Genomic DNA, 23,660 nt, shown 5'->3' on the forward strand with positions numbered 1-23,660 from the left:
CCACACCAGTTACATCCGGACCAGGGCGAACGTCCAGGTATTCACCCCGCCCGGACCATTCATGCAGCCCACGTCGAAATGCGATTCGACGACGCCGGCCAACGTGTTCGCATCCCACCTGTAGGTGTCGCGCGTCGGCATCGAGGGCCCGAATGGGCAGTTCAGACCGTTGGGGTAATCGGAGGTGAACGAGTACTGCCCGTCCACCAGTCTGGCCGTCCCGCCGTAATACCCGCGGCCGAAGAAATGCGGCCGATCGATCGCACTGATCGTCACGCAACCGGCCGGCAGGTCGTCGAACTCGCCCATCGTCTCGCACGGGTAGACCGCCCAGACCCACGTGGCGTCGGTCCACCGGTTGCTCAGGACTTCATAATTGCCGTATCGCATGTCGGCCGCGGCAGTCGGCGCCACCACCGTGGCGACGGTCAACGCGGCGAGCGCTGCACCGACAGTGGTTCGTAGCATGGCGAACTCCTTCGACTTGCCGGGACTGTTGTGCCGCTAGAGATCTCCGCGGCGCCACAACGAGTACCCGTCTACGGCTACACAGGTCAGGAACAGGCCGTCGGGAGCCTGCGCCACCTCGCCGGAGTACTCATCGCACCTGCTGTTCTCCTCCTTGATGCCGTGCATCTCCGGAGCGCGGAACCAGCGCGGTTCGTAGCGACGCGGCGACCCGCAGAACACCAGCCTGCCCGGCAGGGTCGACGGCCCTGCGACAGCCGACCCGAAGACGAAGTAGGTGGTGTTGGAGCACGGCGCCCCCAGCACGACGTTCGGCATGATCCCGGGTGTGCAGGCCGGAACGTCGCACATCGGCACGTACGGGTCGGCAGCCGACGGCGCGCCAGGTGTCACGCCGGCAACCGTCCCGGCGGCCAGTGCCGCCGCGATGAATGCTTTCAACATTCCAGTGGTCTGCATGGTCGCCCCTACCGCCTAGAGTCGCTGCACCGTCAACGGCATGAGGATCACGGTGGGCTGGTTACGCCCACAGGCACCGGATACGCCGATCGTTCTGTCATAGCCGATCAGCAGATCGATATTGCGCTTCTCGTACTGCCCGTTGACGTCGCCGCCCTGGAACTGGTAACGCTGCCGCCCCGGCGAGGTGGTGCCGTCCGGACAGGTCTGCCAGTTCTCGTGGAAGCGATCGACGATCCAGCGCGAGGTACGGAACTCCAGCGGTGCCGTCCAGCCCTGGTCGCTGCTGACCTGCCCGGTACAGACGTGCGCATCCTCGCAACTGGAACTGAACGTCCACACCGACGACACCGTGACCTCGTTCATGAAAACCTCGTTGGTCTTAGCCCAGTCGCCGTTGGAGGTGACCCGGTAGGGCCCGTTGAGCTCGAAGCCCAGAGCAGCCTGCGTCAGCGGCGCCGGGGTCGACCCCACGACCAGCCCGAAAGCCGCTGCGGCGACTATTAATTCACGTGTGCGCATTCGTCCTCCCTCGGCACTCAGAAAGGCATCAGGTCGGTCCACGACTTGGGCGAGGAACCGGGAACCAGGTTCGTCTGCTGCTCGTATCGCCCATCGGGGGTCATGTATTTGCCGGTGTTCGGGTCGTAGGGCAGCACCGCGACCGACGGCCCCGAGTTTGGAGTCGCCGGTGGAACGGCGTTCGGCGCTTCGGGCGGCGGCGCGGGCACCACCGGCCGAGGGGAATCAGGCGGCGTCCCCGACGGGGTGGCCCACGGCGGCAGCGGGGTCCCCCCAACGGGAGCGAAGAGCCGGTCGCTGAAGTCGGCCCGGTCATCGATCGGCACACCCTGCTTGAGCAGGTTCGGGTCGAACGCTCCGGGGCCGGTGAGGTGCTGACGCATGGCGATCGGGACGAAGCCCTTGGGGTCGTCGCAGAGTTCGACAGTCGGCGCGCGCTTGCCCGGATGTTCGATACAGGGGAAGTTGCGGGCGCCGCGCACCGATATCGGGGAATCCTGCGGCAGTTTGCAGTACAGACCGTCGGGAGTGTCGATGGTGGTGGTGTCGGCCGGGGAACGCCACGATGACGGCGGCAAGAACCCTACGGTGCACGGGTTGGGGTCACCAAAGGTCAGGGTGAAGTCGCCCTGGGGCAGACCGGTCGCGTTGTTCTTGGGCAGACCGAACGACTGCTGGGCCGCAATGTACCCGGGCAGCAACACCATCAGCTGTTCCAGCGACGGGTTGTAAACCATCAGCACCTGCCCCAGCGTGTTCAGGTTCGCCAGCAGGATCGGCAGCGTGGGCTTGAGATCCTGCATCAGCCCCGACACTTCCTCTGCGAATCCGGGTCCGCGTTGCAGGATGGCCCGCAACTGCGGGTCGTTGGCGGCGACCTGTTCGGAGATCCCGGCCACGCTGCGCGCCCAGGTCCGGATCGCGTCGGTGCTTCGTTCCTGGGAGTCCAGCAGCGGCGCACCGTCATCGACCAGCCTGCGCACCTTGTCCGAGACCCGGTTGGCGTCACCGCTGATGGTCGTTGCCGAATCCAGCAGTGATTGGAAGTCGTAGCCGGCGCCGTCGAAGGCCTGGAAGGTCTCGTCCAGCAGGGCACTGAGCTTGTCTTTGGGGATGCTGTCGACCAGGGCACTGACCTGATCGAGCATCGGCCCGACTTGCTGTGGAACTTCGGTATCCGAGGCCGCGATCACCGAGCCGTTGTGCAGGTACGGGCCGCTGTCGCTGCGCGGCTGCAGGTCGACGTACTGCTCGCCGATCGCCGAAACACTGCGCACCGCAGCCACCAGATCGGCCGGCACCTTTGGTGAGCGATCCAACGACAACGTGGCGCGCACACCGTTGGACGTCAGCTCCACCTTGGTCACCGCGCCGATCTGTACGCCGTTGTAGGTGACGTTGGAGAATCGGTAGAGACCGCCGGTCTCGGGCAGGTCCAGTGTGACCACCACCCTGCCGATCCCGAGCATGGTCGGCAGTTGCATGTAGCCGAAGAGCATGGCTCCCACGCCGATGACCGACGCCACCAGGAACAGGATCAGCTGGATCCGGACGAAGCGTGTCAGCATCTAGCCACCGCCTCCCGAGGTAACCGCTCCCGGCGGGAGGGCCTGGCCCGCAGACTGCAGGATCGGCTCTTGCAGCGGATCGTAGGAATAATTCAGATACCACGGATCACCGGGCGCCGGAACCAGTTTCGCGTCCTCGTCACCCCACTGTGTGCCGGCGAACAGGGACCGCTTGAGGCGGGGTTTGGTGAGGTCGAAGACCGCGAACAGGTTCAGGAAGTCACCCCGCACGGCGCGCTCGATCGCGTTGGGGCCGTACGGGAAGGCTGAGGCGTAGGCCACTGCCGAATTGAGCTCCGGGCCGATGTCGGCCAGCGAACGCAACGCCGGTTCGATGTGGATGAGGTCGGAGACCAGTTGGCGACCGGAGTCGTTCACCAAACCGGCCGACAGGTCGCCGAACTGCCCCAGCTTGGTCAACGCGGTGACGAATTTGGGGCGTTCCCTGATCAAGACGTCGATGGCCGGGGGGATCTTGTTCAGCGCGCGGTTAATGGTGTCGCGCTGCCCGGCGAACGTCGTGGCCGCCCGGTTCATCTCTGCGATGGCGTCGACGATGTTGTCCCGTTGCCGGTCCAACGCTCCGGTGAAGTGGTCCAGCCGCACGATCAGGTCGCGAATGTCGGCCTCACGGCCGGCCATGGTGGCGCTGAAATTATGGATGATGTCGCCGATCTGACCGAGTCCGCCCCCGTTTACCAGCACGGCCAGCGACGACAGGGTCTGCTCGGTAGACGGGTAGGTCGACGAGCCACTCAAATCGATGGTGGCCCCCGACATCAGCTTCCCCGTAGGAGCTTCTCCGACAGGTGGATTGAGCGCCAGGTGCATCGAACCGAGCAGGCTGGTCTGCCCAACGGTCGCGACCACATTCGCCGGGACTTCGACGCCGGGGTTGACCGCGATCTCGACGTTGGCGTGCCAGTCGCTGACGGTCATCTTGCCGACGCTGCCGATCACCACGTCGGCGAGCATCACCGGCGAATTGGACTCCAGTGTCCCGACATTGGCCAGCTGGACCGTGAAGTGCTGGGCCCCGGGTCCGCGGCCCTGAACGCCTGGCAGTGCCAGCGAGTTCAAACCGCCGAAGGCGCAGCCGGTGGTGGTGGCGGCGACCGCGACGGCAAGTGCCGCACTGCGCCGCAAGCGACGGTGACCGATCATGGCGAGGATGTCCCTTCCGCGGGTAGCTGACCCGGCAGGCCGGGCGGCGGCCCCAGCGGCGGGCCGCCCGGCAGCAGCATCCCGTCGAACGTGGTCGGGCTGGGCAGGGGCGCTCCGGGAATCAGTGGAGGCGTGGCTGCGGCGGGCAGTCCGTCTGGCACGTAGGAGCCCCGTGGTTGCAGGGGATCCGTCCACCCAGGCGGAGGGGGGACATCACCGTGCAGCCCGGTGTAGGCCGAGATCGACGGCTGTTGTTCCGGCAGGTTTGCCGGGTGCTCGGCGTGCGGCATCAACGCCGGGTCGGTGTAGATCAACTTGTCCGGGCTGGCCGCCTTGGTCAGATACGGGGAAATCGGCATCGGGAGGCCGTTGAAATTCAGCAGTCGCATAGCCGGCCCGAGGTACTGCTCGCACAGCTTGCCGGTCTCCGTCGACGTCACGTTACCGACCGCGCCGGTCATCGTGCAGATCGCCTGGACAGGGTTGCTGAAGTTGGAAAACGCGAACGAGCCCACCGGAGTTCCGCTGGTCACGTTGTACATGTTGAGTGTGTTGGCGATTGCGTTCGGGGTGATGTGCAGAATATTGCGGATCGCGTTCTTCGAATCGACCAGCGTCTGACTGACCTTGGCGACGCCCTGCAACGCCTCGGCGGTCTCGGCGCGACTGCCCGCCACGAAATCCCGCACCGTGTCGATCGCGCCGGCGAAGTCGGTGAGAGCAGCATCGAGGTTGGATCGACTGTCGTTGATCACACTGGTCAAGGTGGCGAGCCGGGATTCGAACACCACAATCTGCTGATCACTGTCACGCAGTGCGGTGACGAACGTCTGCAGACCCGAGATGATGTCGACGATGTTGCCACTGCCCTCGGCGAAGATCCGGGCCACGCCGGACAGTTGCGCCAAAGTTTCGCGCAGTTTGGCGCCGTTGCCGTCCATCGCGTTTGCCGCGCTGTCGATGAAGCGTGACGCCGACGTTCCCGAGACACCGCTGCGTGGCCCCAGTTCAGCGGCAAGGCGGTTCAATTGGATCTTGACCTCATCCCACTCGACCGGGACCGCGGTGTGCTCGCGCGGAATCACCGCGCCATCGCCCAGGGTCGGCCCGTCACCGCGATGGTAGGCGGGGGTCAGTTGGACGAAGCGCGCCGCCACCAGATTGGGCGCGACGATGACGGCTTTGGCGTCGGCCGGGATCGGCACCTTGCGATCGACCCGCAACGTCAGTTTGGCCTGGGTGCCCTGCGGTTCAATACGGTCGATCGTGCCGACCTTCACTCCGGCGACCCGGACTTCGTCACCGGGATAGATCGCGGTCGCGGTGGAGAAATACGCCGTGATCCGAGTCGGTTTCAGGATGGTCTGGCGGGCGAGTATGCCCGCGCCCGCCACCAGCAGCAGTGCCGCCACGACGGCCGCCGCCCGGTGCAGTGGTTTACGAGTCCTCATCGGGGCGGCAGATCTCCTGGTTGCGGAATCCCGTTGACCGGGAACGGCAGTTCGGCACGCGGCCCGGCGTTGTCCGGCGGCTGCCCGGCATCGACGCCGCGCCGGAATCCGAACGCGTAGTCGAAGAACGGCTGGAGCAGCTGCGGCAGGAACAGGTTCGGAATATAGGCGCTGTAGTAGGCCCCGTTGGACACGGTCTCGCCTTGGGTGAGTTCGTATTTCGCCAGACCGGGCAGCGCCTTGGCGAGGTTGTCCCGGTTCTTCACCAGGATCTTGTTCAGCTCGATGATCTTATCGAGCGTCGGTCGCAGCCGTTCATTGTTCTGGGCGACCAGGTCGGATAGCTGCCGCGATACCGCCGAGGTGCTGACCAACAGGTTGACGATCGCCTGCCGCCGGGTGTTGAGCACATCGACAAGACTGTCGGCATCCAGGATCAGCGAATTGATCTGCTGACTGCGTTCGGAGAGCACTCCGGTCAGATCGGCGGCCGATTTCAGCAGGTCGGCGAGGCCTTCGTTGCGGTTGTTCACCGCCCGCGACAGCCGACTCAGGCTGTCGAACGTGGGCCCCAACTGCGGAGCGATCTGGTCGATGGTGTCCGAGAGGGTGTCCAAGGACCGGTTCAGCGACTCGGTGTCGGTGCCGGCGGTGTTTGTGGTGAGTTCACCGACCACGTCGATCAGCGAGTACGGCGATGACGTGCGGGTAAGCGGAATGACCTCGAGGGGGCGCATCCTGCCGCTGCCCGCCGGCTCTACCGTCAGCACCCGCTCACCGAGCAGCGACCCGGTGCGAATGTGAGCGGTGGTCTGCCCACCGAGCCCGTACTTGCCCGCCAGGGTGAAGGTCACCAGCGCGTCACCGTTGTCGAGTGCGACATCGGTGACCGAGCCGACCTTGATCCCCGACAGCGTGACATCGGCGCCGGTACTGAGGCCACCGGCTTCGGCGAACCGGGCCTGGTAGCGCACACAGGTGGCCCATTGGATCAGCTGTTCGGGCTGCAACCCGATCCCAACGATGAACCCGACGACCGCGATGCCGATCAGTCCCATTCGCATCAGGTGGCTGCCGTGGTATTTCAGCATGGGCGGGTCCCCTGCCGTGGCGGGGCGGCACCGGGCAGCATGCCGCTCATTCGGTGTCGCTGCATCGGCCCTCCTCCGCTTTGATCCACGGGAACACCGCTGTGCGACCTTGGGTGTCGCTGACCCGGATCTGAACCGCGCACAGGTAGTACTGGATGAACCCGCCGTAGGCGCCGAGTCGAATGGCCTTGCGGTAGTTCTCCGGTGCCTTCTGCAACGACATGTCCAGGCCCGCCAGGTCGGCGTTGATCGCGGTGGTCAAACGGTCGACCTGAGTGATGGCGTTGGTCAGGGGATCCCGAGCGTTGCCGAGGAGATCGGCCAGCGACGCGGTGCCGCGGTCCAGCGCCGTCACCGCGGTCCCGATCGGGTCGCGGTCGGCCGCCAGCCCGGCGACCAGCTTGCCCAGCCGATCGATCGCCCCGGAAAACCGCTTGTCGCCGTCGGACAAGGTGGCCAGCGTCGTGCGCAGTTGGTCGATCAGCGATTCGATCACCTGGTTGTTGTCAGCAAGGGAATTCGAGAACGACGACGTTCGCGACATCAGTGAGTCGATGGTGCCCCCCTGGCCCTGCATGATCTGGATCAACGACGCTGTGAGCGAGTTGACGTCCTCGGGATTCAGTCCACGGACCACCGGCTTGAGCCCGTTGAGCAACAGGTCCAGGTCCAGGGCCGGGGCGGTCCGTTCGAGCGGGATCTGCGCTCCCTTTCCCAACAGCTGAGTCGAGCCCGGCCCATCGGTCAGTTCCAGGTAGCGGTCACCGACCAGGTTCAGGTAGCGCACCGAAGCCTGGGTTCCCGTGGTGAGCGCAATGTTGCGGTCGGCCTGGAACTTCACCAGGACCGTTCCGTCTGAGCGCAGCGACACACCACCGACCGTGCCGACACGCACGCCGGCGACCCGCACACTGTCGCCGGCCTTGAGCCGGGAGGCGTCGGCGAACACTGCCTGGTAGCCCACAGTGGGACCAGTCCGAACCTCCGCGAAGATCGCGAACAGAAATACCGTCGCCAGCACCATCACCACGGCGTAGCTGCCGAACTTGACCAGAGGTCCCAACCCGCTTCTCATCCCGGCATCCCCACCTGGGCGCTGTTGCGCGGCGGCCCACCGATCGGCCCGAACAGTGCCTGCTTGAGGCCATCGGAGTTGAGCAGGATCCCTTGGTTGCCGTATTCGTACGGGTTGGCTCCGACGTCGGCGATCAACGCGGGCACCCGGTATTCCGGCGGTACGTCGGGAAGGCCCAGGTCGGTGCAGTAGGAACGGTCGGAGCGGGCCGCCACCTTCGGTAGATGGTCGGGGTAGCGGTACCTCTCCTTGGCCAGGGTGAAGCTGGCGGTGATGATGATGCCGGGGACGTGGAACGGCGGGGATTTGGCGAACGGCACCAGACCGCCGATCGAGCAGCCGAGTTCTTCGTGGTATTTGTCCAGCAGCGCAGCCGTCGGCTCCAGCACCTGCGTCAAGTCCGTCAGTGCCTGCCGGTTCTCGCCCAGTACCTCGTTTCCGCTGTCAGCGAGACCGATGGCGCTGAGCAGGAAGGTGTCCAGGCTGTTCTGCTCGGCCACGATGCTGTCACTCATGGTGGTGGTGGCGTTGAGCGCGACGGTGAGGTCCGGGGCGGCATCGGCGTAGGACCGGAACACCGGTGCCATGGTGGCGGCTTCGTGTTCCAGGGTGCCCAGGCTGGGCTCGATCTCGGCCAGCAGCCTGTCGAAATCGGTGAGCGCCTGCCCCAGTCTCTGCCCGCGGCCGTTGAACGCCGTCGAGACCGCGCCCAGGGTCTCGTTGAGCTTCATCGGGTCGATCTTGTCCAAGACCCGCACGAGCTGCTGAAACACCGTGTTGATCTCGACGGTGACATGTTCGCCCGCCAGCACTTGACCTGCGCGCAGCCTGGCCGCCTCCGGGGCCGGCGGCGCCACCAACTCCACGGACTTGGCCCCGAACACCGTCGTCGAGGCGATCCGGGCGGTGACGTTGGCCGGAATCAGCCGCAGCTGGCCGGGCTCAATCTCCAGTCGCAGCGCGGCGGTGCCGTCCGGCAGCGGATCGATGGACCCGACCTTGCCGACCTGAACGCCGCGCATCTTGACCTTGGCGTCGGGGTACATCACCAGCCCGGCTCGCGACGAGAGCACCGTGACCGACACGGTGCGGGTGAAGCTTCCCCGGAACAGGCCGATCGGCAACGCGATTGCAGCTGCGATGATCAGCACGGTGGCCAGCCCGATCAGCGGACGCAGATAGGTCGGCTGCTGGCGCCTGACACCCGTGGGCCGATGCGGGCCAGCGCCGGCCGACCCTCGGTCCGGATCGTTGAGGTGGCCGCCCAATGGCGGATCCGCGGTCGCTCCCAGAACCACTACCGCTCCGTCACCGAGGCCGCGCGGCAGACATCGGCATGACCCGAGATCGCCGCTTTCACATCATTGAGCACCACCGCTGCCGCCCCCTTCCACGATGGTTACCGCCGACACCGCAGTCGGACCCCCGAGGTGTGTGGCAAGTCGATCCGCGCCTTGATTGACGCGCACCTGCTCGAAGAGTTCTACGCACTGTGCCACACCACTGCCACCCCGGGATGGCCTTTGGGCGTCAGGTAGCACGGCATCGAGCAACTCCCGCATTCTCAGGTGACCGCGCCGACGGTCTTGAGTTCGATGATCCGGTCCCAGTCCAGGCCGAGCTCAGCCAGGATCTCATCGGTCTGCTCAGCGAATCCCGGTGCCGGGCCCGTCGACGGGGCAGTCACATCGAACTGCACCGGATTGGCCACCAGCTCCAATTCCCCGGCGGTGACCAGGTATTCGTTGGCTCGGATCTGCGCATCCTGCGCCGCCTGCAGGGTGTCCTGCACCGGCGCCCACGGGCCGGCCAGGGTGGCAAACCGCGCACTCCATTCGGGCAGCGTGCGCTTGGCCATCGCCTCGCGCAGGATTTCCACGGCGACCGGGGTGTGCTCGGCAAACGACTGCGCGGTGGAAAACCGCGGATCGTCGATGTAGGCGTCGAGGTCCATGTGCTTGCACACGTCGGCCCAGAATTTGGTGGGCTGCATCATGACAAACGAGATATAGCGTTCGTCGGCGGTCGCGTAGACACCCACCAGCGGGTTGATCGGCGAACCATGCACACCCGGGGGCTGTTGCACCAGGCGTTCGCCCAGATGACTGGTCAAGGCGACGGTATGCCCCAGTGCCCACAGGCCGCTGCCCAGCAGTGACACGTCCACCACCGACGGCTCGCCGGTGCGCTCGCGCTTGAACAGAGCCGCGGCAATGCCGCCGGCCAGGTTGGTGCCCGAGACGGTGTCGCCGTAGGCCGGTCCGGGCGGGCCGATCATGCCCTCGATACCCGGCGGCGTGATCGTGGCGGCGGTACCGGCGCGACACCAGAACGCGGTCATGTCATAGCCGCCTTTGTCCGCTTCGACGCCGCGGGGACCCAGCGCACTGCCGCGGGCGTAGACGATCTTCGGGTTGACCGCCCGGATGTCGTCGACGTCCATGCCGAACTTCTGGCGGTGCCCGGGCAGGAAACTGGTGAGGAAGACATCGGCGCGCTTGGCCAATTCGAGCAGTACCTGCCGGCCCTCGGGCGTCGAAACGTCCAGACCGATGCTGCGCTTACCGCGGTTGGCGTGCTCGATATTGGGATTCGGATCGCCTTCTACCCGCAGCATCCCGGTTTGGCGCAGGCCCCGCTGCGGGTCGCCGGTCACCGCATGCTCAACCTTGATGACCTCGGCGCCCCACTCCGCGAGCACCGCACCGGCGGAGGGGACGAACCCGTACATGGCGACTTCCAGAACGCGAACACCCTCGAGCGGCCTCATGCCGGCGCCCCGGCGACGGGCATGGCGAAGGTCTTGCTCTCCAGGAATTCCTCCAGCCCGGCCACGCCCATCTCGCGCCCGATGCCGGATTGCTTGTAGCCCCCGAAGGGGGCGTCCGGGCTGAAGTAGTTGCCACCGTTGATCGAGAACGTTCCGGTGCGGATTCGACGCGCCACGGCCAGCGCCCGGTCCTGGCTGCCGAAGACAGCCCCGGACAAGCCGTAGATCGAGTTGTTGGCGATCCGGACCGCATCGTCGTCGTCGTCGTAGCCGATCACCGTCAGGACCGGCCCGAAGACCTCCTCCTGGGCGATCTCGCTGTCGGGATCGACACCGGTCAAAAGCGTCGGAGTGTAGAAGAAGCCGGGGTCGACCTTCTCCCCGCCGGTCACCAGGGTGGCACCGGCGGCGATCGCGCGCTGCACCATGGCGTCGACCTTGTCGCGCTGCTTGGCGCTGATCAGCGGACCCATGTAGGTCGTGGGGTCGGTCGGGTCGCCGTAACGCACGTGCGAGAAGTTGGTCTTGACCAGTTCGACGATCTCGTCGTGATGACTGTTGGGCACCAGCAGCCGCGACGTCAGCGCGCAACCCTGACCGGCGTGGGTGACCATCGAGAACGCCGCGAAGACCGCGGCCATGGCGAAGTCGGCGTCGTCGAGGATGATCGCCGCGGACTTGCCGCCGAGTTCCAGGAAGACCCGCTTGAGGGTTCCGCTGGCGGCGGCCATGATGGCCCGTCCCGTCGGGGTGGAGCCGGTGAAGGTGACCATGTCAACGTCCGGGTCGGCGGTCAGGGCCGCTCCGACCGCCGGGTCCGACGAGCTGATCACGTTGACCACCCCGGCCGGGATGTCGGTGTGGTTGGCGATCAGCTCACCGAGCGCCAGCGTCACCAGCGGGGTGTCCGGCGCGGCCTTGAGGACCACGGTGCAGCCGGCTGCCAGCGCAGGGCCCAGCTTGGCCAAGGCCAGCTGGTTGGGGTAGTTGTAGGCGATGATCGCGGCGACGACACCCGCGGCTTCCTTCTCCACCCACCGGTGGTGCAACATTCCCCGACTCTCCACGTTGCCGAGATCTTCGGTCAGCGGATAGGTCTTCAGCAGATCGGCATAGTAGCGGACGATTGCGATCGGTTGGTCGAGCTGCGCACCCTGGGTCAGCGCCGGGGTGGCGCCGACCTCGGCGATGGTGAGCGCGGCCAGTTCGTCACGGTGCTCGACGAGTGCCCGGTGCAGCTGATCCAGGCAGCGAACGCGCAACTCGGTATCGATGGCCCAGTCGCCGGCGTCGAAGGCCTCGCGCGCCGCCGCGACGGCTGCCCTCGCGTGCTCGACACCGGCCTCCGGCGCGTGGCCGAGCACTTCTCCGGTGGCCGGGTTGAGCGATGCGTAGGTGGTGTCGGCACCCACCAGCTCGCCGTTGATCAGCAGTCGCCGGTCGACTCGCTCGTCGGCGGCGGTCTCGGCTGTGCCCAGCGAATGCATCCAAGCCTCCCGGCGGGTAACTAGATTCTCATCTGCGGCGAATCATACATCGCCTATACGAGAACTCAAGGGAGTACGAAGGGCCTTGCGGCTGAGATCGTTCCGTCGAGAGCGCAAGCGGTTACTGCATTTTCGCTGCTGAGAAGCGGTCTGCGCGCGCCTTGCCAGAAGCAGTTATGCGAGAGTACGATTCTCACCGATCGGAAAGGAGATTCTTTGTGACCGATACGGGCCTCGTGAGGACCGCTGTCGTGACCGGAGGCGCCTCGGGTATCGGTGCGGCAGTCGTGAACCGATTGCGCGCCGCCGGCCACCGGGTGGCGATCATCGACCTCCATCCCAACGACCTGGACCTGGCCTTCGCCGCCGACGTCACCGATCGCGCGCAGATCGACGCCGCCCTCACGCAGATCCGCGAACAACTCGGGCCGGTCACCATCCTGGTCAACGCCGCCGGCCTGGACGGCTTCAAGAAGTTCAGCCACATCAGCTTCGAAGACTGGCAGCGCGTCATCGACGTCAATCTCAACGGTGTCTTCCACACCATCCAGGCCGTACTGCCCGACATGGTCGACGCCGGCTGGGGACGGATCGTCAACATCTCCTCCTCCAGCACGCATTCCGGCACGCCGTATATGGCGCACTACGTGGCCGCCAAGTCCGCCGTCAACGGACTCACCAAGACCCTGGCGCTGGAGTACGGCCCAGCCGGCATCACCGTCAATGCCGTGCCACCCGGCTTCATCGACACCCCCATGCTGCGCAACGCCGCGAGCCGCGGGTTTCTCGGCGACATCGACGACAACATCGCCCGCACCCCGGTGCGGCGGATGGGCAAGCCCGAGGACATCGCCGCGGCCTGCGCGTTCCTGGCGTCGGAGGAGGCCGGCTACATCACCGGACAGATCCTGGGCGTCAACGGCGGCCGGAACACCTGAACTTCCAACAAGTTCCGCCACATCACGGCGGATCCAGCGCAACGAAAGGAACAGCTGTGGGACGCGTTGCCGGAAAGGTCGCCTTCATCACGGGCGCCGCCCGCGGCCAGGGCCGCAGCCACGCGCTGCGCCTGGCCGAGGAAGGCGCCGACATCATCGCCGTCGACCTGTGCCAGGACATCGAGACAATCGGCTACCCGATGGCGCGGCCCGAGGATCTCGAGGAGACCGCCAAGCTGGTGGAGAAGACTGGGCGCAGCATCGTTACCGCCCAGGCCGACGTGCGCGACTCGGCGGCGCTCAAGACCGCGCTCGATGCCGGCCTCGCCGAGTTCGGCAAGCTCGACATCGTTGTCGCCCAGGCCGGCGTCGCCGGCATGAAGGGCAACCCGCCACTGCAGGCGTGGACCGACGTCATCAACACCAACCTGGTCGGCACCATCAACGGCATTCAAGTCGCACTGCCCCACCTGTCCGAAGGCGCTTCGATCATCGCCACAGCCTCGGCCGCCGCCTTGATGGACGCCCACCAGAAGGCGAACCCGGGCGGCGACCCGGGCGGGATGGCCTACATGACCTCCAAGCGCCTGATCGCGCAGTACGTGCACGACCTGGCAACGGAGTTGGCGGTACGCGGCATCCGCGCCAACGTCATTCACCCGACCAACTGCAACACCGACATGCTGCAGAGCGAACCGATGTACCGCTCCTTCCGCCCCGACCTGGAACATCCGACCCGCGCCGACGCCGAGCCGGTCTTCTACGTCCAGCAGGCGATGAAGGTGCCGTTCATCGAGCCCGAGGACATCTCCAACGCGGTGCTGTGGCTGGCCTCCGACGAGGCCCGCTACGTCACCGGGATGCAGTTGCGGGTCGATGCCGGCGGCTACCTCAAGTGGTACGACTACCACGTCTGATCGTCGCGTGACCTGCGCCCCGGCGACCGCTGCTGGCACTGCCCAACGCACCGATAACGGTTGAAAGGACTACAGAACATGAAGGTCTCCGTTGACTCACAGCGCTGCCAGGGCCACACGCTGTGCGCGATGATCGCGCCTGATTCCTTCGTACTCAACGACATCGACGGCACTTCGTCTCCGGTGTCGGAAACGGTTCCCGAAGACCAGCAGCATGCGGTCCGCGAGGCTGCACACTCCTGCCCCGAACAAGCCATCCTCATCGAGGAATGACGAGGGAGAATTCCTTGAGCGTCAACGATTCCCTGACCGCGGCCGATTCCGGCGACACCGCCGACGACCACAGGAAGAACTCGTTCTACTTCGATCGGCACACCCCGGAGTACCGTGACCGCTTCGAGGAGATCACCCGCGAGATGCACGCCAAATGCCCGATGGCGTGGAGCCCCACCTACAACGGGCACTGGGTGGCCGCCGACAGCAAGCACGTCTTCGAGCTGGCCCGCTGTCCCGTCGTCTCCAACCATCACGACATCAGCGGCGAGACTCCCTTCCAGGGCATCACCATCCCCAAGGCCAGCCGCGCGACGGTGGTGCGCGGCGGCATCCTCGAGATGGACGAGCCTGAGCACAGCGCCTACCGGGGTGCATTGAACCCCTACCTGTCCCCCGCCGCGATCAAGCGGTGGGTGCCGTTCGTGGACGAGATCACCCGCGCCGCAGTCGATGAGCACATCGAGTCGGGACGGATCGACTTCGTCGAGCACCTGGCCAACGTGGTCCCGGCGGTGTTCACCCTCGCCATGATGGGCATCGAACTCAAGAAATGGAACGTCTACAGCGAACCGACCCATGCCTCGGTGTACACCCCCGAGCACTCGCCGGACCGCGAGAAGATCAACGAGCAGCACCGCGAGATGGGCATCGACATCATCAACAACATGATGGAGATCCGGGAGAACCCGCGCCCGGGTCTGGTCAACGCGATGCTGCAACTGCGCATCGACGGTGAACCGGCGCCCGACATCGAGATCCTGGGCAATCTGGGCCTGATCATCGGCGGCGGCTTCGACACCACCACGGCCCTGACCGCACATGCCCTGGAATGGCTCGGCCAGAATCCGCAGGAGCGCACCCGGCTCAGCACGCAACGCGCAGCATTGCTCGACTCGGCGACCGAGGAATTCCTCCGGTTCTTCACGCCGGCGCCCGGCGACGGACGGACGTTCGCCGAGAACGTCGAGGTGGCGGGACAGCAGTTCAAACAGTTCGAGCGCCTGTGGTTGTCCTGGGCGATGGCCAACCGCGACCCCGCGATCTTCGAGGAGCCCGACCGCGTCATCCTCGACCGTAAGGGCAACCGCCACTTCAGCTTCGGGCTGGGGATACACCGCTGCATCGGCTCCAACGTAGCGCGCACCGTCTTCAAATCCATGCTGACAGCGGTGCTCGACCGGATGCCCGACTACCAGTGCGACCCCGAAGGCACCGTGCACTATGACACCATCGGAGTGATCCAGGGCATGCGAAACCTGCCCGCCACCTTCACTCCCGGCAAACGGCTTGGGCCGGGACTGGACGAGACCCTGGAAAAGCTGCAGCGCATCTGCGACGAGCAGGAGTGCGCCCGCCCGATCACCGAGCGCAAGGAAGCGGTCGTCATCGACTGACGCTTCTCGGCGCGAGCAGACACAGAATCGCACGCACGCAGAGCGTGTCGTGCGATTCTGTGTCTGCTGGCGGCGCTGACCTCGCGGCTCAGCCGCGGGGCAGACCCAGTCCCTGCTGGGCGATGATGTTGCGGTGAATCTCCGACGTGCCTCCGGCGATGGTGCCGGAGAAGCTGCGCGCGTGGCGCTCGAACCAGCTGGCGAAGTAGCTGTCGAGGTTCATGGGGGCATAGGGTCCCGAATTCGCCGGGTGCACCAGGCCTTGCGCCCCCGCCGCGTCCAGCGCATGGCCGGTGGCGAACATCTCGGCCTCTGAGCCGAGCAGCTTGAGCACCGACAGGGCGGCCACGTCCTGTTCACCGCGCGCAGCCCGCGCCAGCGCCGCCGACCCGAGCAGGCGCAGCGCCTGGTAATCCATGACCGCCGTGGCGAATCGGTCACGCTCGAGGGCGCCCTCGGGGTGGAAGTCGGCGATGATGTTGTCCAGCCTGTCGGCGAAACCCAGCCACATCATGGTTCGCTCGTGGCCCAGCGAGCCGTTGGCCACCCGCCAGCCGCCATGGAGTGGACCGATCAGGTTCTCGGCCGGCACACGCACATCGGTGAAGAAGACCTCGTTGAAGTCTTTGTCCTCGATACCGCAGATGGTGGGGAACGGCCGCCGCACCACCCCCGGAGTGTCGGTGGGGATCACCAGCACACTGATGCCTTTGTGTTTGGGCGCATCGGGATCGGTGCGGACGAAGGTCAGCAGCACATCGGCGTCGTGCGCTCCAGAGGTCCAGACCTTCTGCCCGTTGACGACAAAGGAATCGCCGTCGCGGTCGGCCCGGGTGCGCAATGACGCCAGGTCCGACCCGGCGCTCGGCTCGCTCATGCCCAATGAGGCGGTGATCTCGGCACGCAGAATCGGCACCGCCCAGCGTCGCTGGTGTTCGTCGGTGCCGAACGTCAGCAATGACGCGGCGATGATGTTGACGCCCTGCGGATTGAAGCTGTGGTAAATCCTGCGCCGGCAGAGCTCTTCCAGATGCACGAACTGCTGCAGCAGGGTGGCGTTGCGACCGCCGAACTCCGGCGGATTGCCGGGCAACAGCCAGCCGTTGTCGAACAGCAGGCGCTGCCAGCGGCGTGCCCACGGCGGCATGTGCGAGACCGAGCGAGGCCGCTCCAGGGTCTCCGCCTCGGCCGGGAGGTGGGCATCGAGGAACGCCGCGAACTCGGCGCGAAATTCCTCGACCTCAGCGTCAAATGCGAGCTGCAAGGCACTCCTCGGCGATCGCGGCGCGGTGTTGGTCGGCGCCCCCCAGCATCAGCTCACCGGCTTTGGCCCGCTTGAGCGCGAATTGCAGGTCGTTCTCCCAGGTGAATCCCATCGCCCCGAACAGCTGAAGGCCGTGCCGGAAGACCACCGACTGGCATTCGCCCGCCGAGGCCTTGGCCATCGCCGATGCCATCCGCCGGCGCGGGTCGTCGACCGAGATGGTCAGCGCCGCGAAGTACGCCAGCGCCCGGGCACGTTCGATCGCCACGTGCATGTCCGCCGCCTTGTGCTGGACGGCCTGGAATGACCCGATCGGGACCCCGAACTGCTGCCGGCTGCGCACGTGCTCCAGCGCCAGGTCGAGGATGCGCTGGCAGGCGCCCACCATCGTCAGCGCCATCCCGCACAGTGCGACGTGGCGGGCTCGCTCGACATCGCCGCGGATCCGGGCCGTGTCGGCGACCTCGACGCCGGCGAAGGACACGTCGCTGATGTGCAACGTCGGGTCAAAAACGGTCGACTTGCGGGTGGTGACAGCGCCGGCATCGACCACGAACACGCCCGCCGCGGTGACCACCGCCAACCGGTCGGCGCGGTCGGCGTCGAGCACACCCACGGCGGTGCCGTCGAGCACCCAGCCGCCGGCATTGCGGTGCGCGGTCACCCCGCTGTACACCGCGGCACCGGTGGACCCATCCGGCCGGTGCTGCTCGCCGACCAGCGGCGCGAACTGGGTCATAGTCGCCAGAAACGGCGTGGGATCGGTGGCGCGGCCCAGTTCTTCGAGCACGATCGCCAGCTCCACCGCGGTTTCGGGCTGGTGCAGCTCGGTCAGTCCGAGGTCGACGTAGACCTTCCAGAGGGCGTCGACGTCCTTGCGCAGGGAGTCCGCGTCGCCCTGCCCCTCGGCGACCCTGCGCACCAATGCGGGCGTGCACTGTTTACCCACCACGTCGCGTACCGTGGCCTGCCACAGTCGCTGATCTTCGTCGAACTCCAACAGCATCGCAGCCACCTTCCCGAACGCCGGTTGAGAATATCATTCTCACTACCGGATGTAATGCTCTCGTCGTCAGCTCATGCATCACCGCTGCCAAACCGTGCCAGTCGGCCCGCAGCGGGCACATCGGGACGGGCGAGGCGAACGCAGAATGAGAACCTTGTTCTTGCTTGAAAAGAATACAGCTATACAATGGGTCGCACCGGGGGTCGGGCGGCACCGTGACGGCTACACAGTGCCCGGCGGACAGTACGGCGAAGGGCGGCGTTGATGATCGAACACCCGGACGGCACCCGCACGCCTGTCATCGACGCCAGCGTGCATATCTTTGCGGCGTCCAACGGCGACCTTCGCAGCTTCCTGCGGGAGCCGTTCAAAAGCCGCGGATTCCCCGACTATGAGATGGACTGGTACGGCGCACCGGGCGGCGAGTACGCACCCCGTACCGACGGTCCGCAGCGCCAATACCCCGGTTCGGACCCCGACCTGGTCGCCGCGCACTTGTTCGCCGAACGCGGAGTCGACGTCGCGGTGCTGCACCCGATGACCCGCGGCGTCATGCCGGACCGGCATCTGGGATCGGCGATCGCCGCGGCACACAACGAGATTCTGGTGTCGCGCTGGCTGGACCACGGCGAACACGGGAACCGGTTCCGGGGCACCATCCGCGTCAACCCGGACGACATCGCAGGGGCCCTGCGCGAGATCGACCGATGGAAAGACCACCCGCGGGTGGTGCAGATCGGCGTTCCTTTGCAGTCCCGGGAGCTGTTCGGCAAGCCCCAATTCTGGCCGCTGTGGGAGGCCGCCGTCGACGCCGGGCTTCCGGTGGCGGCGCACATCGAGGTGGGTTCGGGCATCTCCGCCTCGCCGACGCCGTCGGGCGTTCCCCGAACCTACGAGCAGTACGTGAGCTTCATGGCGTGCAACTACCTGTACCACCTGATGAACATGATCGCCGAGGGCGTGTTCGAGCGGATGCCGGAGCTGAAGTTCGTGTGGGCCGACGGTGCCGCGGATCTGCTCACCCCCATCATCTGGCGGATGGACACCTTCGGCCGGCCGCACCTGGAGCAGACACCCTGGGCGCCGAAGATCCCCAGCGACTACCTGCCCGGCCACGTCTTCTTCGTCCAGGGCGCCATGGACGGCCCCGGCGACGCCGACTTCGCCGGCGAGTGGTTCGGCTTCACCGGCAAAGACGACATGGTGATGTACGGATCCAGCTATCCGCATTGGCAGCACAACGAACTGACCGTTCCGCGTTCGTTCAGCGCTGAGCAGCGCGACAAGCTGTGCTGGCGCAATGCCAGTCGGCTCTACGGCATCGACGTTCCATCCGTCGCGGGCGCACACTAGAGAACATCAGGAACCGAGGGAGTTCACCATGACTGCGACAGCCACCGAGCGCCAGCCGGCCGCCGAGCGAATCGCCGTGCGGTGTGTGGATTCGGATGTGCACCCGGTGCCACGCCGCGGCGAGCTGGTGCAGTACCTGCCAGAGCCGTGGCGCAGCAAGTACTTTCTGCCCCGCCGGGTGGGCGAGCAGATCTACTACGACGCGCCCGACTACGCGCACGCGTTCGCCATGCGCGTCGACACGTTTCCCGCCGATGGCGAGTTCCCCGGCAGCGATCCGGCGTTGGCGTTCAAACAGCTCATCATGGAGGCGGGCGCGGATTTCGCGATCCTGGAGCCCGCCGCCTATCCGGCCCGATTTCCCGAAGCCCAGCAGGCGATGTCCTCGGCACTCAACGACTGGCAGGCCAACCACTGGCTCGACGCCAAGAACAACTGGCATCAGCGCTGGCGCGGGTCGATCTGCGTGGCGATCGAAGACCCGGCCGGCGCGGTGGCCGAGATCGAGAAGTGGGCGGGCCACCCCTACATGGCGCAGATCCTGATCAAGGCCGAACCGCGGCCGTCGTGGGGCGACCCGAAGTACGACCCGATCTGGGCGGCCGCCACCAAGCACGACATCACCGTGAGCTGTCACCTGTCGCGCAGCCATCACGAGGAACTGCCGATGCCGCCGGTGGGAATGCCCAGCTACAACCACGATTTCATGGTCACCTACTCGTTGTTGGCGGCCAACCAGGTGATGAGCCTGGTTTTCGACGGGGTTTTCGACCGCCACCCCAACCTGCGCATTGTGCTCGTCGAGCATGCCTTCACCTGGATTCTGCCGCTGATGTGGCGGATGGACGCCATCTACGAAGCCCGCAGATCGTGGGTGGAGATCAAACGCAAGCCCAGTGAATACGTCAAAGACCACATCAAGTTCACCACCCAGCCGCTGGACTACCCGGAGGACAAAACCGAACTGTCGCGGGCTTTCGAGTGGATGGAGTGCGAGAAGATCCTGCTCTATTCCTCCGACTACCCGCATTGGACCTTCGACGACCCGCGTTGGCTGGTCAAACACCTGCCCAAGGCAGCCCGGGAGGCAGTGATGTTTCGTAACGGACTGGCGACCTATCACCTTCCCGACACCGTCCCGGCCCTCGAGGGACAGGTGCGGGTGTTCTAGATGGGGCAGGAGGAAAAGCGGCCCCGGTTGGCCCAGGGCCGCGAACATGTCGTTGCGACCGTCGATGAGATCCCGCCTGGGACACACAAGCTCGTGCCGATCGGCCATCACGGCGTCGGCGTGTACAACATCAACGGGACGTTCTACGCGATCGCAAACTTCTGCCCGCACCAGGGCGGGCCGCTGTGCGCAGGCCGGTTGCGCGGCCGTACCGTCGTCGACGAGCAGAGCCCCGGTGACGCCGCCATGGTCCGCGACCTGGAGTACATCTACTGCCCCTGGCACCAATGGGGTTTCGAGCTCGCCACCGGCACGACTGCGGTCAAGCCGGAGTGGAGCATCCGCACCTACCCCGTGCGGGTTGTCGGCAACGACGTCCTCGTCCAGGCCTAACGCACAGGAGTATCGGTGGCCTCAATCGAAGTCAACGGGGGAAATGTTGTCTACGAGATCCTCGGTTCCACCGGTGATCTGATCGTGCTGACCCCCGGCGGCCGGTTCTCCAAGGAGATCCCGGGCCTGCGCCCGCTGGCCGAAGCGCTCGTCGACGGCGGCTACCGGGTGCTGTTGTGGGACCGCCCCAATTGCGGCGCCTCCGACGTGCAGTTCTACGGCCAGTCCGAATCGCACATGCGCGCCGAGACCCTGCACGGGTTACTCACCGCCCTGGGGACCGGACCGGTCATCCTGGCCGGCGGGTCAGGCGGGGCGCGGGACTCGATCCTGACCACCATTCTCTATCCGGAACTGGTCACCAAGCTGGCGCTGTGGAACATCGTGGGCGGCATCTACGGCACTTTCGTGCTCGGTTCCTACTACGTGGTGCCCAGCATCCTCGCCGTCCGCGGCGGCGGGCCGAAGGCACTGCTGGACATCCGCGAGTGGCAGGAGCGGGTCGCGGAGAACCCCGACAACGAGGCACGCCTGCTCGGCCTGGACGGCGACGCCTTCCTCAAGGTGATGTTGCGCTGGCTCAACGCATTCGTCTCCAAGCCGGGCCAGACGATTCCCGGCGTCGACGACGAGATGTTCGACCGGATCACGGTGCCCACGCTGATCATCCGGGGCGGCGAGAACGACTGGGATCACCCCAAGCGCACCTCGCTGGAGGTCAACTGCCTGATCAGGGGATCAGAGCTGATCGACCCGCCGTGGCCCGAAGATGCCTGGGAGCGAGCGGCCGAGGACCGCGCGTCGGGAAAGGTCAGTCATTTCAACATGTTCGACACCTGGGTGCTGGCCGCCCCGGCGATCCTGAAGTTCCTGGGGCGTTGATGCGGTCATCGGGCGTGAAGGTGAACCTCGCAGTTCAGCGACGCCTCCAGAGCGGTATGGACGCGGCTCTCGCCGACTCGCTGCAGACCCGGTTCGGCAACGGTCACGTGCACAACATCGAGACCGTCCGGCCCCGGCACCCGGACGATCTCGCCGGCCAGGCCCAACCCGGCGAGCACCCCGTGTACGTCGTCGTCGGTGCCCCTGCTCAGATAGGTCACCACGCCGGGCTCCGCGGTGGTGTTGAAAGCGCTGGCGCACAGGCGCATCCCCAATTCTCGGACATCGGACTCGGATCCGGTGATCAGCAGTCGCACGTGGCGCCGGCCCACCGGCATGGCCGCGACATCGGCATCGACCACGTCGACACCCGCTTGGCCCGCCAACTCTCGCAGCCTTGCCATTCCCGTCGTCACCTGCTCGGTCGTGAGCTTCCCAGCAGGGTCGACGTCGAGGCGTACCACCGCTGTTCTCACGTTCGTGAGCCTAGCCAAACGAGGTGGCGATGACGACCAAGTGCACGGCTACCCCCGACCTGGCGGCCATCACCGTGGCCACCTGGCCGGGCTGCGAACCCCGGCTGCTGGGAGCGCGATCAGAGGCCGAGTCCGCCACGCAGTACCTGGCCGACGGCGGATATCAGGCACTCGACGACGCCGACGGGCTGCTCGGCGAGGTGCAGCGCAGCGGCCTGCTGGGCCGCGGCGGTGCGGCGTTCCCCCTGGGGGTCAAGCTGCGCTCGGTTCGCGACGGCGGCCGGCGCGCCGGCGGCGCCGTGGTGGTGGCCAACGGCGAAGAGGGCGAGCCGGCTTCGGCCAAGGACCGCTGGCTGTTGCGTCGCCGGCCGCATCTGGTGATCGACGGCCTGCGGCTGGCCGCCGCGATGGTGGCGGCCCGCAGTGCCTACGTCTATGTCTCTGACCCGATGTCCGCCCGCAGCGTCGAGAACGCGCTGGGCGAACTTGGCCCGGAGGTTCCCGGTGGGTTGTCGATCAAGGTGTTCGTGGTCGAACCGAGCTATGTGGCCGGCGAGGAGACCGCCGCGGTGCGGGCGATCAACGGCGGCCCGGCGAAGCCGACCGACAAGCCTCCCCGCCCTTACCAGCGGGGCGTCGCTGCGCTTCCGACGCTGGTGTCCAACGTCGAAACGCTGGCGAACCTTCCCTTTCTCCTGCGGTACGGCGCGGACGCCTTTCGCGCACAAGGAACCGCACTGTCCCCGGGAACCTTCCTGGCCACCGTGAGCGGCGGCGGGCGACCCCCGGTGCTCTACGAGCTGCCGCACGGCATCGCGCTCTCTGAGCTGCTGCGCGTCCACGGGTTTGTGGCTGAGCGGGTCCGCGGTGTGCTGATGGGCGGCTACTTCGCCGGCCTGCTCGACCCCGACGCCCTGCGCGTCTGCCTCGACCAGGAATCGCTGCGCGCCGTCGGCAGCGGCCTGGGCTGCGCAGCGATCGCCGTCCTCACCGACGAGTGCCCCGTCGCGGTGGCGGCCTCGGTGTTGGCCTACTACGGCCGGGAGAACGCCGGGCAGTGCGGATCATGCTTCAACGGCACCGCAGCGATGGCAGCGGTCGCCGAAGCACTCCGCGACGGCGTGGCCGACACCCAGGATGTCGAACGACTGCAGCGGTGGGCCGGTGTGCTGCCCGGACGTGGCGCCTGCGGCACGTTGGACGGCGCCGCCGGCGTTGCCACCAGCCTGCTGAGCCGCTTCCCGGATTCGGTGACCGCCCACCTGACCGACTCCTGCGCGACCTGCCGTGGTGGCGCCTTCCGCGCCGCACGTCCCTACGCGATCGAGGAGGCGACGGTATGAGGATCCGACTGGACCGCACGGTGTGCGACGGATTCGGCTACTGCGCCAAGCACGCACCGGAGTACTTCTCCCTGGACGACTGGGGGTATGCCTCCCTGACGGGCGACGGGTCGGTCGCCGCTGCCGACGAGCATGACGTCATGCGCGCCCTGCTGGACTGCCCGGTGCACGCCATCATCGAGGTCCCCGAGG

At 66.4% G+C, this 23,660-nt stretch carries 23 protein-coding genes and 2 pseudogenes; 10 read left to right on the plus strand and 15 right to left on the minus strand.

Annotated features, from left to right (window positions below):
- Positions 1-9 precede the first annotated feature (9 nt).
- The 12 genes and pseudogenes from G6N14_RS14215 to G6N14_RS14265 all read right to left on the minus strand — a co-directional run bounded on the left by G6N14_RS14215 (position 10) and on the right by G6N14_RS14265 (position 12,055).
- Positions 10-468, minus strand: a complete 459-nt coding sequence (locus tag G6N14_RS14215) for a hypothetical protein (RefSeq protein WP_085135705.1) — start codon at positions 466-468, stop codon at positions 10-12.
- 36 nt (positions 469-504) lie between these two features.
- Positions 505-927 (minus strand): hypothetical protein, encoded by a 423-nt coding sequence (locus G6N14_RS14220; protein WP_085135706.1) that lies wholly within the window; start codon positions 925-927, stop codon positions 505-507.
- 15 nt (positions 928-942) lie between these two features.
- A complete protein-coding gene (locus G6N14_RS14225) occupies positions 943-1,449 on the minus strand; it encodes an Rv2253/PknI dimerization domain-containing protein (RefSeq protein ID WP_085135707.1) in 507 nt (168 codons plus the stop codon).
- A gap of 17 nt (positions 1,450-1,466) precedes the next feature.
- On the minus strand, positions 1,467-3,017 hold the full coding sequence (locus G6N14_RS14230; RefSeq protein WP_085135708.1) for an MCE family protein: 1,551 nt from the start codon (positions 3,015-3,017) through the stop codon (positions 1,467-1,469).
- Positions 3,018-4,181, minus strand: coding sequence for an MCE family protein (locus G6N14_RS14235; RefSeq protein ID WP_085135709.1), 1,164 nt, complete (start codon positions 4,179-4,181; stop codon positions 3,018-3,020).
- Positions 4,178-5,632: an MCE family protein gene (locus G6N14_RS14240; protein WP_085135710.1), complete on the minus strand. Its 1,455-nt coding sequence runs from the start codon at positions 5,630-5,632 to the stop codon at positions 4,178-4,180. The genes G6N14_RS14235 and G6N14_RS14240 overlap by 4 nt, the downstream gene beginning before the upstream one ends.
- The gene (locus tag G6N14_RS14245; protein WP_085135711.1) at positions 5,629-6,723 is read right to left on the minus strand and encodes an MCE family protein; all 1,095 of its coding nucleotides are present in this window, start codon (positions 6,721-6,723) and stop codon (positions 5,629-5,631) included. Before G6N14_RS14245 ends, G6N14_RS14240 begins: the two co-directional genes overlap by 4 nt.
- A gap of 46 nt (positions 6,724-6,769) precedes the next feature.
- Positions 6,770-7,798 (minus strand): MCE family protein, encoded by a 1,029-nt coding sequence (locus G6N14_RS14250; RefSeq protein ID WP_085135712.1) that lies wholly within the window; start codon positions 7,796-7,798, stop codon positions 6,770-6,772.
- Complete coding sequence (locus tag G6N14_RS14255; RefSeq protein ID WP_407663119.1) at positions 7,795-9,096, minus strand: MCE family protein; 1,302 nt, start codon at positions 9,094-9,096, stop codon at positions 7,795-7,797. Before G6N14_RS14255 ends, G6N14_RS14250 begins: the two co-directional genes overlap by 4 nt.
- A gap of 63 nt (positions 9,097-9,159) precedes the next feature.
- Positions 9,160-9,332: pseudogene (locus G6N14_RS20910) on the minus strand (thiolase family protein); the annotation flags it as partial.
- Positions 9,333-9,362: 30 nt separating this feature from the next.
- Complete coding sequence (locus tag G6N14_RS14260) at positions 9,363-10,568, minus strand: CaiB/BaiF CoA transferase family protein (RefSeq protein WP_085135713.1); 1,206 nt, start codon at positions 10,566-10,568, stop codon at positions 9,363-9,365.
- Positions 10,565-12,055, minus strand: a complete 1,491-nt coding sequence (locus tag G6N14_RS14265) for an aldehyde dehydrogenase family protein (RefSeq protein ID WP_085135714.1) — start codon at positions 12,053-12,055, stop codon at positions 10,565-10,567. The genes G6N14_RS14260 and G6N14_RS14265 overlap by 4 nt, the downstream gene beginning before the upstream one ends.
- Before the next feature lie 236 nt (positions 12,056-12,291).
- On the opposite strand from G6N14_RS14265, the gene G6N14_RS14270 reads away from it, so the two are divergent.
- The 4 genes from G6N14_RS14270 (at position 12,292) to G6N14_RS14285 (ending at position 15,580) form a co-directional block, all read left to right on the plus strand.
- Positions 12,292-12,993, plus strand: a complete 702-nt coding sequence (locus G6N14_RS14270; RefSeq protein WP_085135715.1) for an SDR family NAD(P)-dependent oxidoreductase — start codon at positions 12,292-12,294, stop codon at positions 12,991-12,993.
- A 56-nt stretch (positions 12,994-13,049) separates the two neighbouring features.
- Entirely contained in the window at positions 13,050-13,910 is an 861-nt protein-coding gene (locus tag G6N14_RS14275; RefSeq protein ID WP_085135716.1) for a mycofactocin-coupled SDR family oxidoreductase, read from the plus strand.
- A gap of 78 nt (positions 13,911-13,988) precedes the next feature.
- Positions 13,989-14,183: a ferredoxin gene (locus G6N14_RS14280; protein ID WP_085135717.1), complete on the plus strand. Its 195-nt coding sequence runs from the start codon at positions 13,989-13,991 to the stop codon at positions 14,181-14,183.
- Between the two features lie 14 nt (positions 14,184-14,197).
- Positions 14,198-15,580: a cytochrome P450 gene (locus G6N14_RS14285; RefSeq protein WP_264079948.1), complete on the plus strand. Its 1,383-nt coding sequence runs from the start codon at positions 14,198-14,200 to the stop codon at positions 15,578-15,580.
- A gap of 88 nt (positions 15,581-15,668) precedes the next feature.
- Here the strand turns inward: G6N14_RS14285 and G6N14_RS14290 are convergent, their stop codons facing one another.
- Positions 15,669-16,844, minus strand: coding sequence for an acyl-CoA dehydrogenase family protein (locus G6N14_RS14290; protein WP_085135719.1), 1,176 nt, complete (start codon positions 16,842-16,844; stop codon positions 15,669-15,671).
- A complete protein-coding gene (locus G6N14_RS14295; RefSeq protein ID WP_085135720.1) occupies positions 16,828-17,850 on the minus strand; it encodes an acyl-CoA dehydrogenase family protein in 1,023 nt (340 codons plus the stop codon). The genes G6N14_RS14290 and G6N14_RS14295 overlap by 17 nt, the downstream gene beginning before the upstream one ends.
- Positions 17,851-18,114: 264 nt before the next feature.
- Between G6N14_RS14295 and G6N14_RS14300 the strand changes: the two genes are divergently transcribed.
- From G6N14_RS14300 to G6N14_RS14315, 4 genes are read left to right on the plus strand one after another with little or no spacing between them, the layout of a single operon-like run.
- Positions 18,115-19,203 carry an amidohydrolase family protein gene (locus G6N14_RS14300; protein WP_085135721.1) on the plus strand — a complete coding sequence of 363 codons (1,089 nt, stop codon included), beginning with the start codon at positions 18,115-18,117 and terminating at the stop codon, positions 19,201-19,203.
- A gap of 28 nt (positions 19,204-19,231) precedes the next feature.
- Positions 19,232-20,374, plus strand: a complete 1,143-nt coding sequence (locus G6N14_RS14305; protein ID WP_085135722.1) for an amidohydrolase family protein — start codon at positions 19,232-19,234, stop codon at positions 20,372-20,374.
- The gene (locus G6N14_RS14310; protein ID WP_046315783.1) at positions 20,375-20,767 is read left to right on the plus strand and encodes a Rieske (2Fe-2S) protein; all 393 of its coding nucleotides are present in this window, start codon (positions 20,375-20,377) and stop codon (positions 20,765-20,767) included.
- Positions 20,768-20,782: 15 nt separating this feature from the next.
- Positions 20,783-21,649, plus strand: a complete 867-nt coding sequence (locus tag G6N14_RS14315; RefSeq protein ID WP_085135723.1) for an alpha/beta fold hydrolase — start codon at positions 20,783-20,785, stop codon at positions 21,647-21,649.
- 5 nt (positions 21,650-21,654) lie between these two features.
- On the opposite strand, the gene G6N14_RS14320 is transcribed toward G6N14_RS14315, so the two are convergent.
- On the minus strand, positions 21,655-22,125 hold the full coding sequence (locus G6N14_RS14320) for a hypothetical protein (protein WP_085135724.1): 471 nt from the start codon (positions 22,123-22,125) through the stop codon (positions 21,655-21,657).
- 29 nt (positions 22,126-22,154) lie between these two features.
- On the opposite strand from G6N14_RS14320, the gene G6N14_RS14325 reads away from it, so the two are divergent.
- Positions 22,155-23,468: an NADH-ubiquinone oxidoreductase-F iron-sulfur binding region domain-containing protein gene (locus G6N14_RS14325; protein ID WP_085135824.1), complete on the plus strand. Its 1,314-nt coding sequence runs from the start codon at positions 22,155-22,157 to the stop codon at positions 23,466-23,468.
- Positions 23,465-23,659: pseudogene (locus tag G6N14_RS14330) on the plus strand (ferredoxin); the annotation flags it as partial. The gene G6N14_RS14325 and the pseudogene G6N14_RS14330, both read left to right, overlap by 4 nt.
- Position 23,660 lies beyond the last annotated feature (1 nt).

It is taken from the genome of Mycolicibacter hiberniae, from assembly GCF_010729485.1.
GTDB lineage: Bacteria > Actinomycetota > Actinomycetes > Mycobacteriales > Mycobacteriaceae > Mycobacterium > Mycobacterium hiberniae.

Bases quoted from the DNA above. Each gene is read 5' to 3' on its own strand.
- G6N14_RS14215 (WP_085135705.1), bottom strand. From the start codon at position 468: ATGCTACGAACCACTGTCGGTGCAGCGCTCGCCGCGTTGACCGTCGCC.
- G6N14_RS14220 (WP_085135706.1), bottom strand. From the start codon at position 927: ATGCAGACCACTGGAATGTTGAAAGCATTCATCGCGGCGGCACTGGCC.
- G6N14_RS14225 (WP_085135707.1), bottom strand. From the start codon at position 1,449: ATGCGCACACGTGAATTAATAGTCGCCGCAGCGGCTTTCGGGCTGGTC.
- G6N14_RS14230 (WP_085135708.1), bottom strand. From the start codon at position 3,017: ATGCTGACACGCTTCGTCCGGATCCAGCTGATCCTGTTCCTGGTGGCG.
- G6N14_RS14235 (WP_085135709.1), bottom strand. From the start codon at position 4,181: ATGATCGGTCACCGTCGCTTGCGGCGCAGTGCGGCACTTGCCGTCGCG.
- G6N14_RS14240 (WP_085135710.1), bottom strand. From the start codon at position 5,632: ATGAGGACTCGTAAACCACTGCACCGGGCGGCGGCCGTCGTGGCGGCA.
- G6N14_RS14245 (WP_085135711.1), bottom strand. From the start codon at position 6,723: ATGCTGAAATACCACGGCAGCCACCTGATGCGAATGGGACTGATCGGC.
- G6N14_RS14250 (WP_085135712.1), bottom strand. From the start codon at position 7,798: ATGAGAAGCGGGTTGGGACCTCTGGTCAAGTTCGGCAGCTACGCCGTG.
- G6N14_RS14260 (WP_085135713.1), bottom strand. From the start codon at position 10,568: ATGAGGCCGCTCGAGGGTGTTCGCGTTCTGGAAGTCGCCATGTACGGG.
- G6N14_RS14265 (WP_085135714.1), bottom strand. From the start codon at position 12,055: ATGCATTCGCTGGGCACAGCCGAGACCGCCGCCGACGAGCGAGTCGAC.
- G6N14_RS14280 (WP_085135717.1), top strand. From the start codon at position 13,989: ATGAAGGTCTCCGTTGACTCACAGCGCTGCCAGGGCCACACGCTGTGC.
- G6N14_RS14295 (WP_085135720.1), bottom strand. From the start codon at position 17,850: ATGCTGTTGGAGTTCGACGAAGATCAGCGACTGTGGCAGGCCACGGTA.
- G6N14_RS14300 (WP_085135721.1), top strand. From the start codon at position 18,115: ATGATCGAACACCCGGACGGCACCCGCACGCCTGTCATCGACGCCAGC.
- G6N14_RS14305 (WP_085135722.1), top strand. From the start codon at position 19,232: ATGACTGCGACAGCCACCGAGCGCCAGCCGGCCGCCGAGCGAATCGCC.
- G6N14_RS14310 (WP_046315783.1), top strand. From the start codon at position 20,375: ATGGGGCAGGAGGAAAAGCGGCCCCGGTTGGCCCAGGGCCGCGAACAT.
- G6N14_RS14325 (WP_085135824.1), top strand. From the start codon at position 22,155: ATGACGACCAAGTGCACGGCTACCCCCGACCTGGCGGCCATCACCGTG.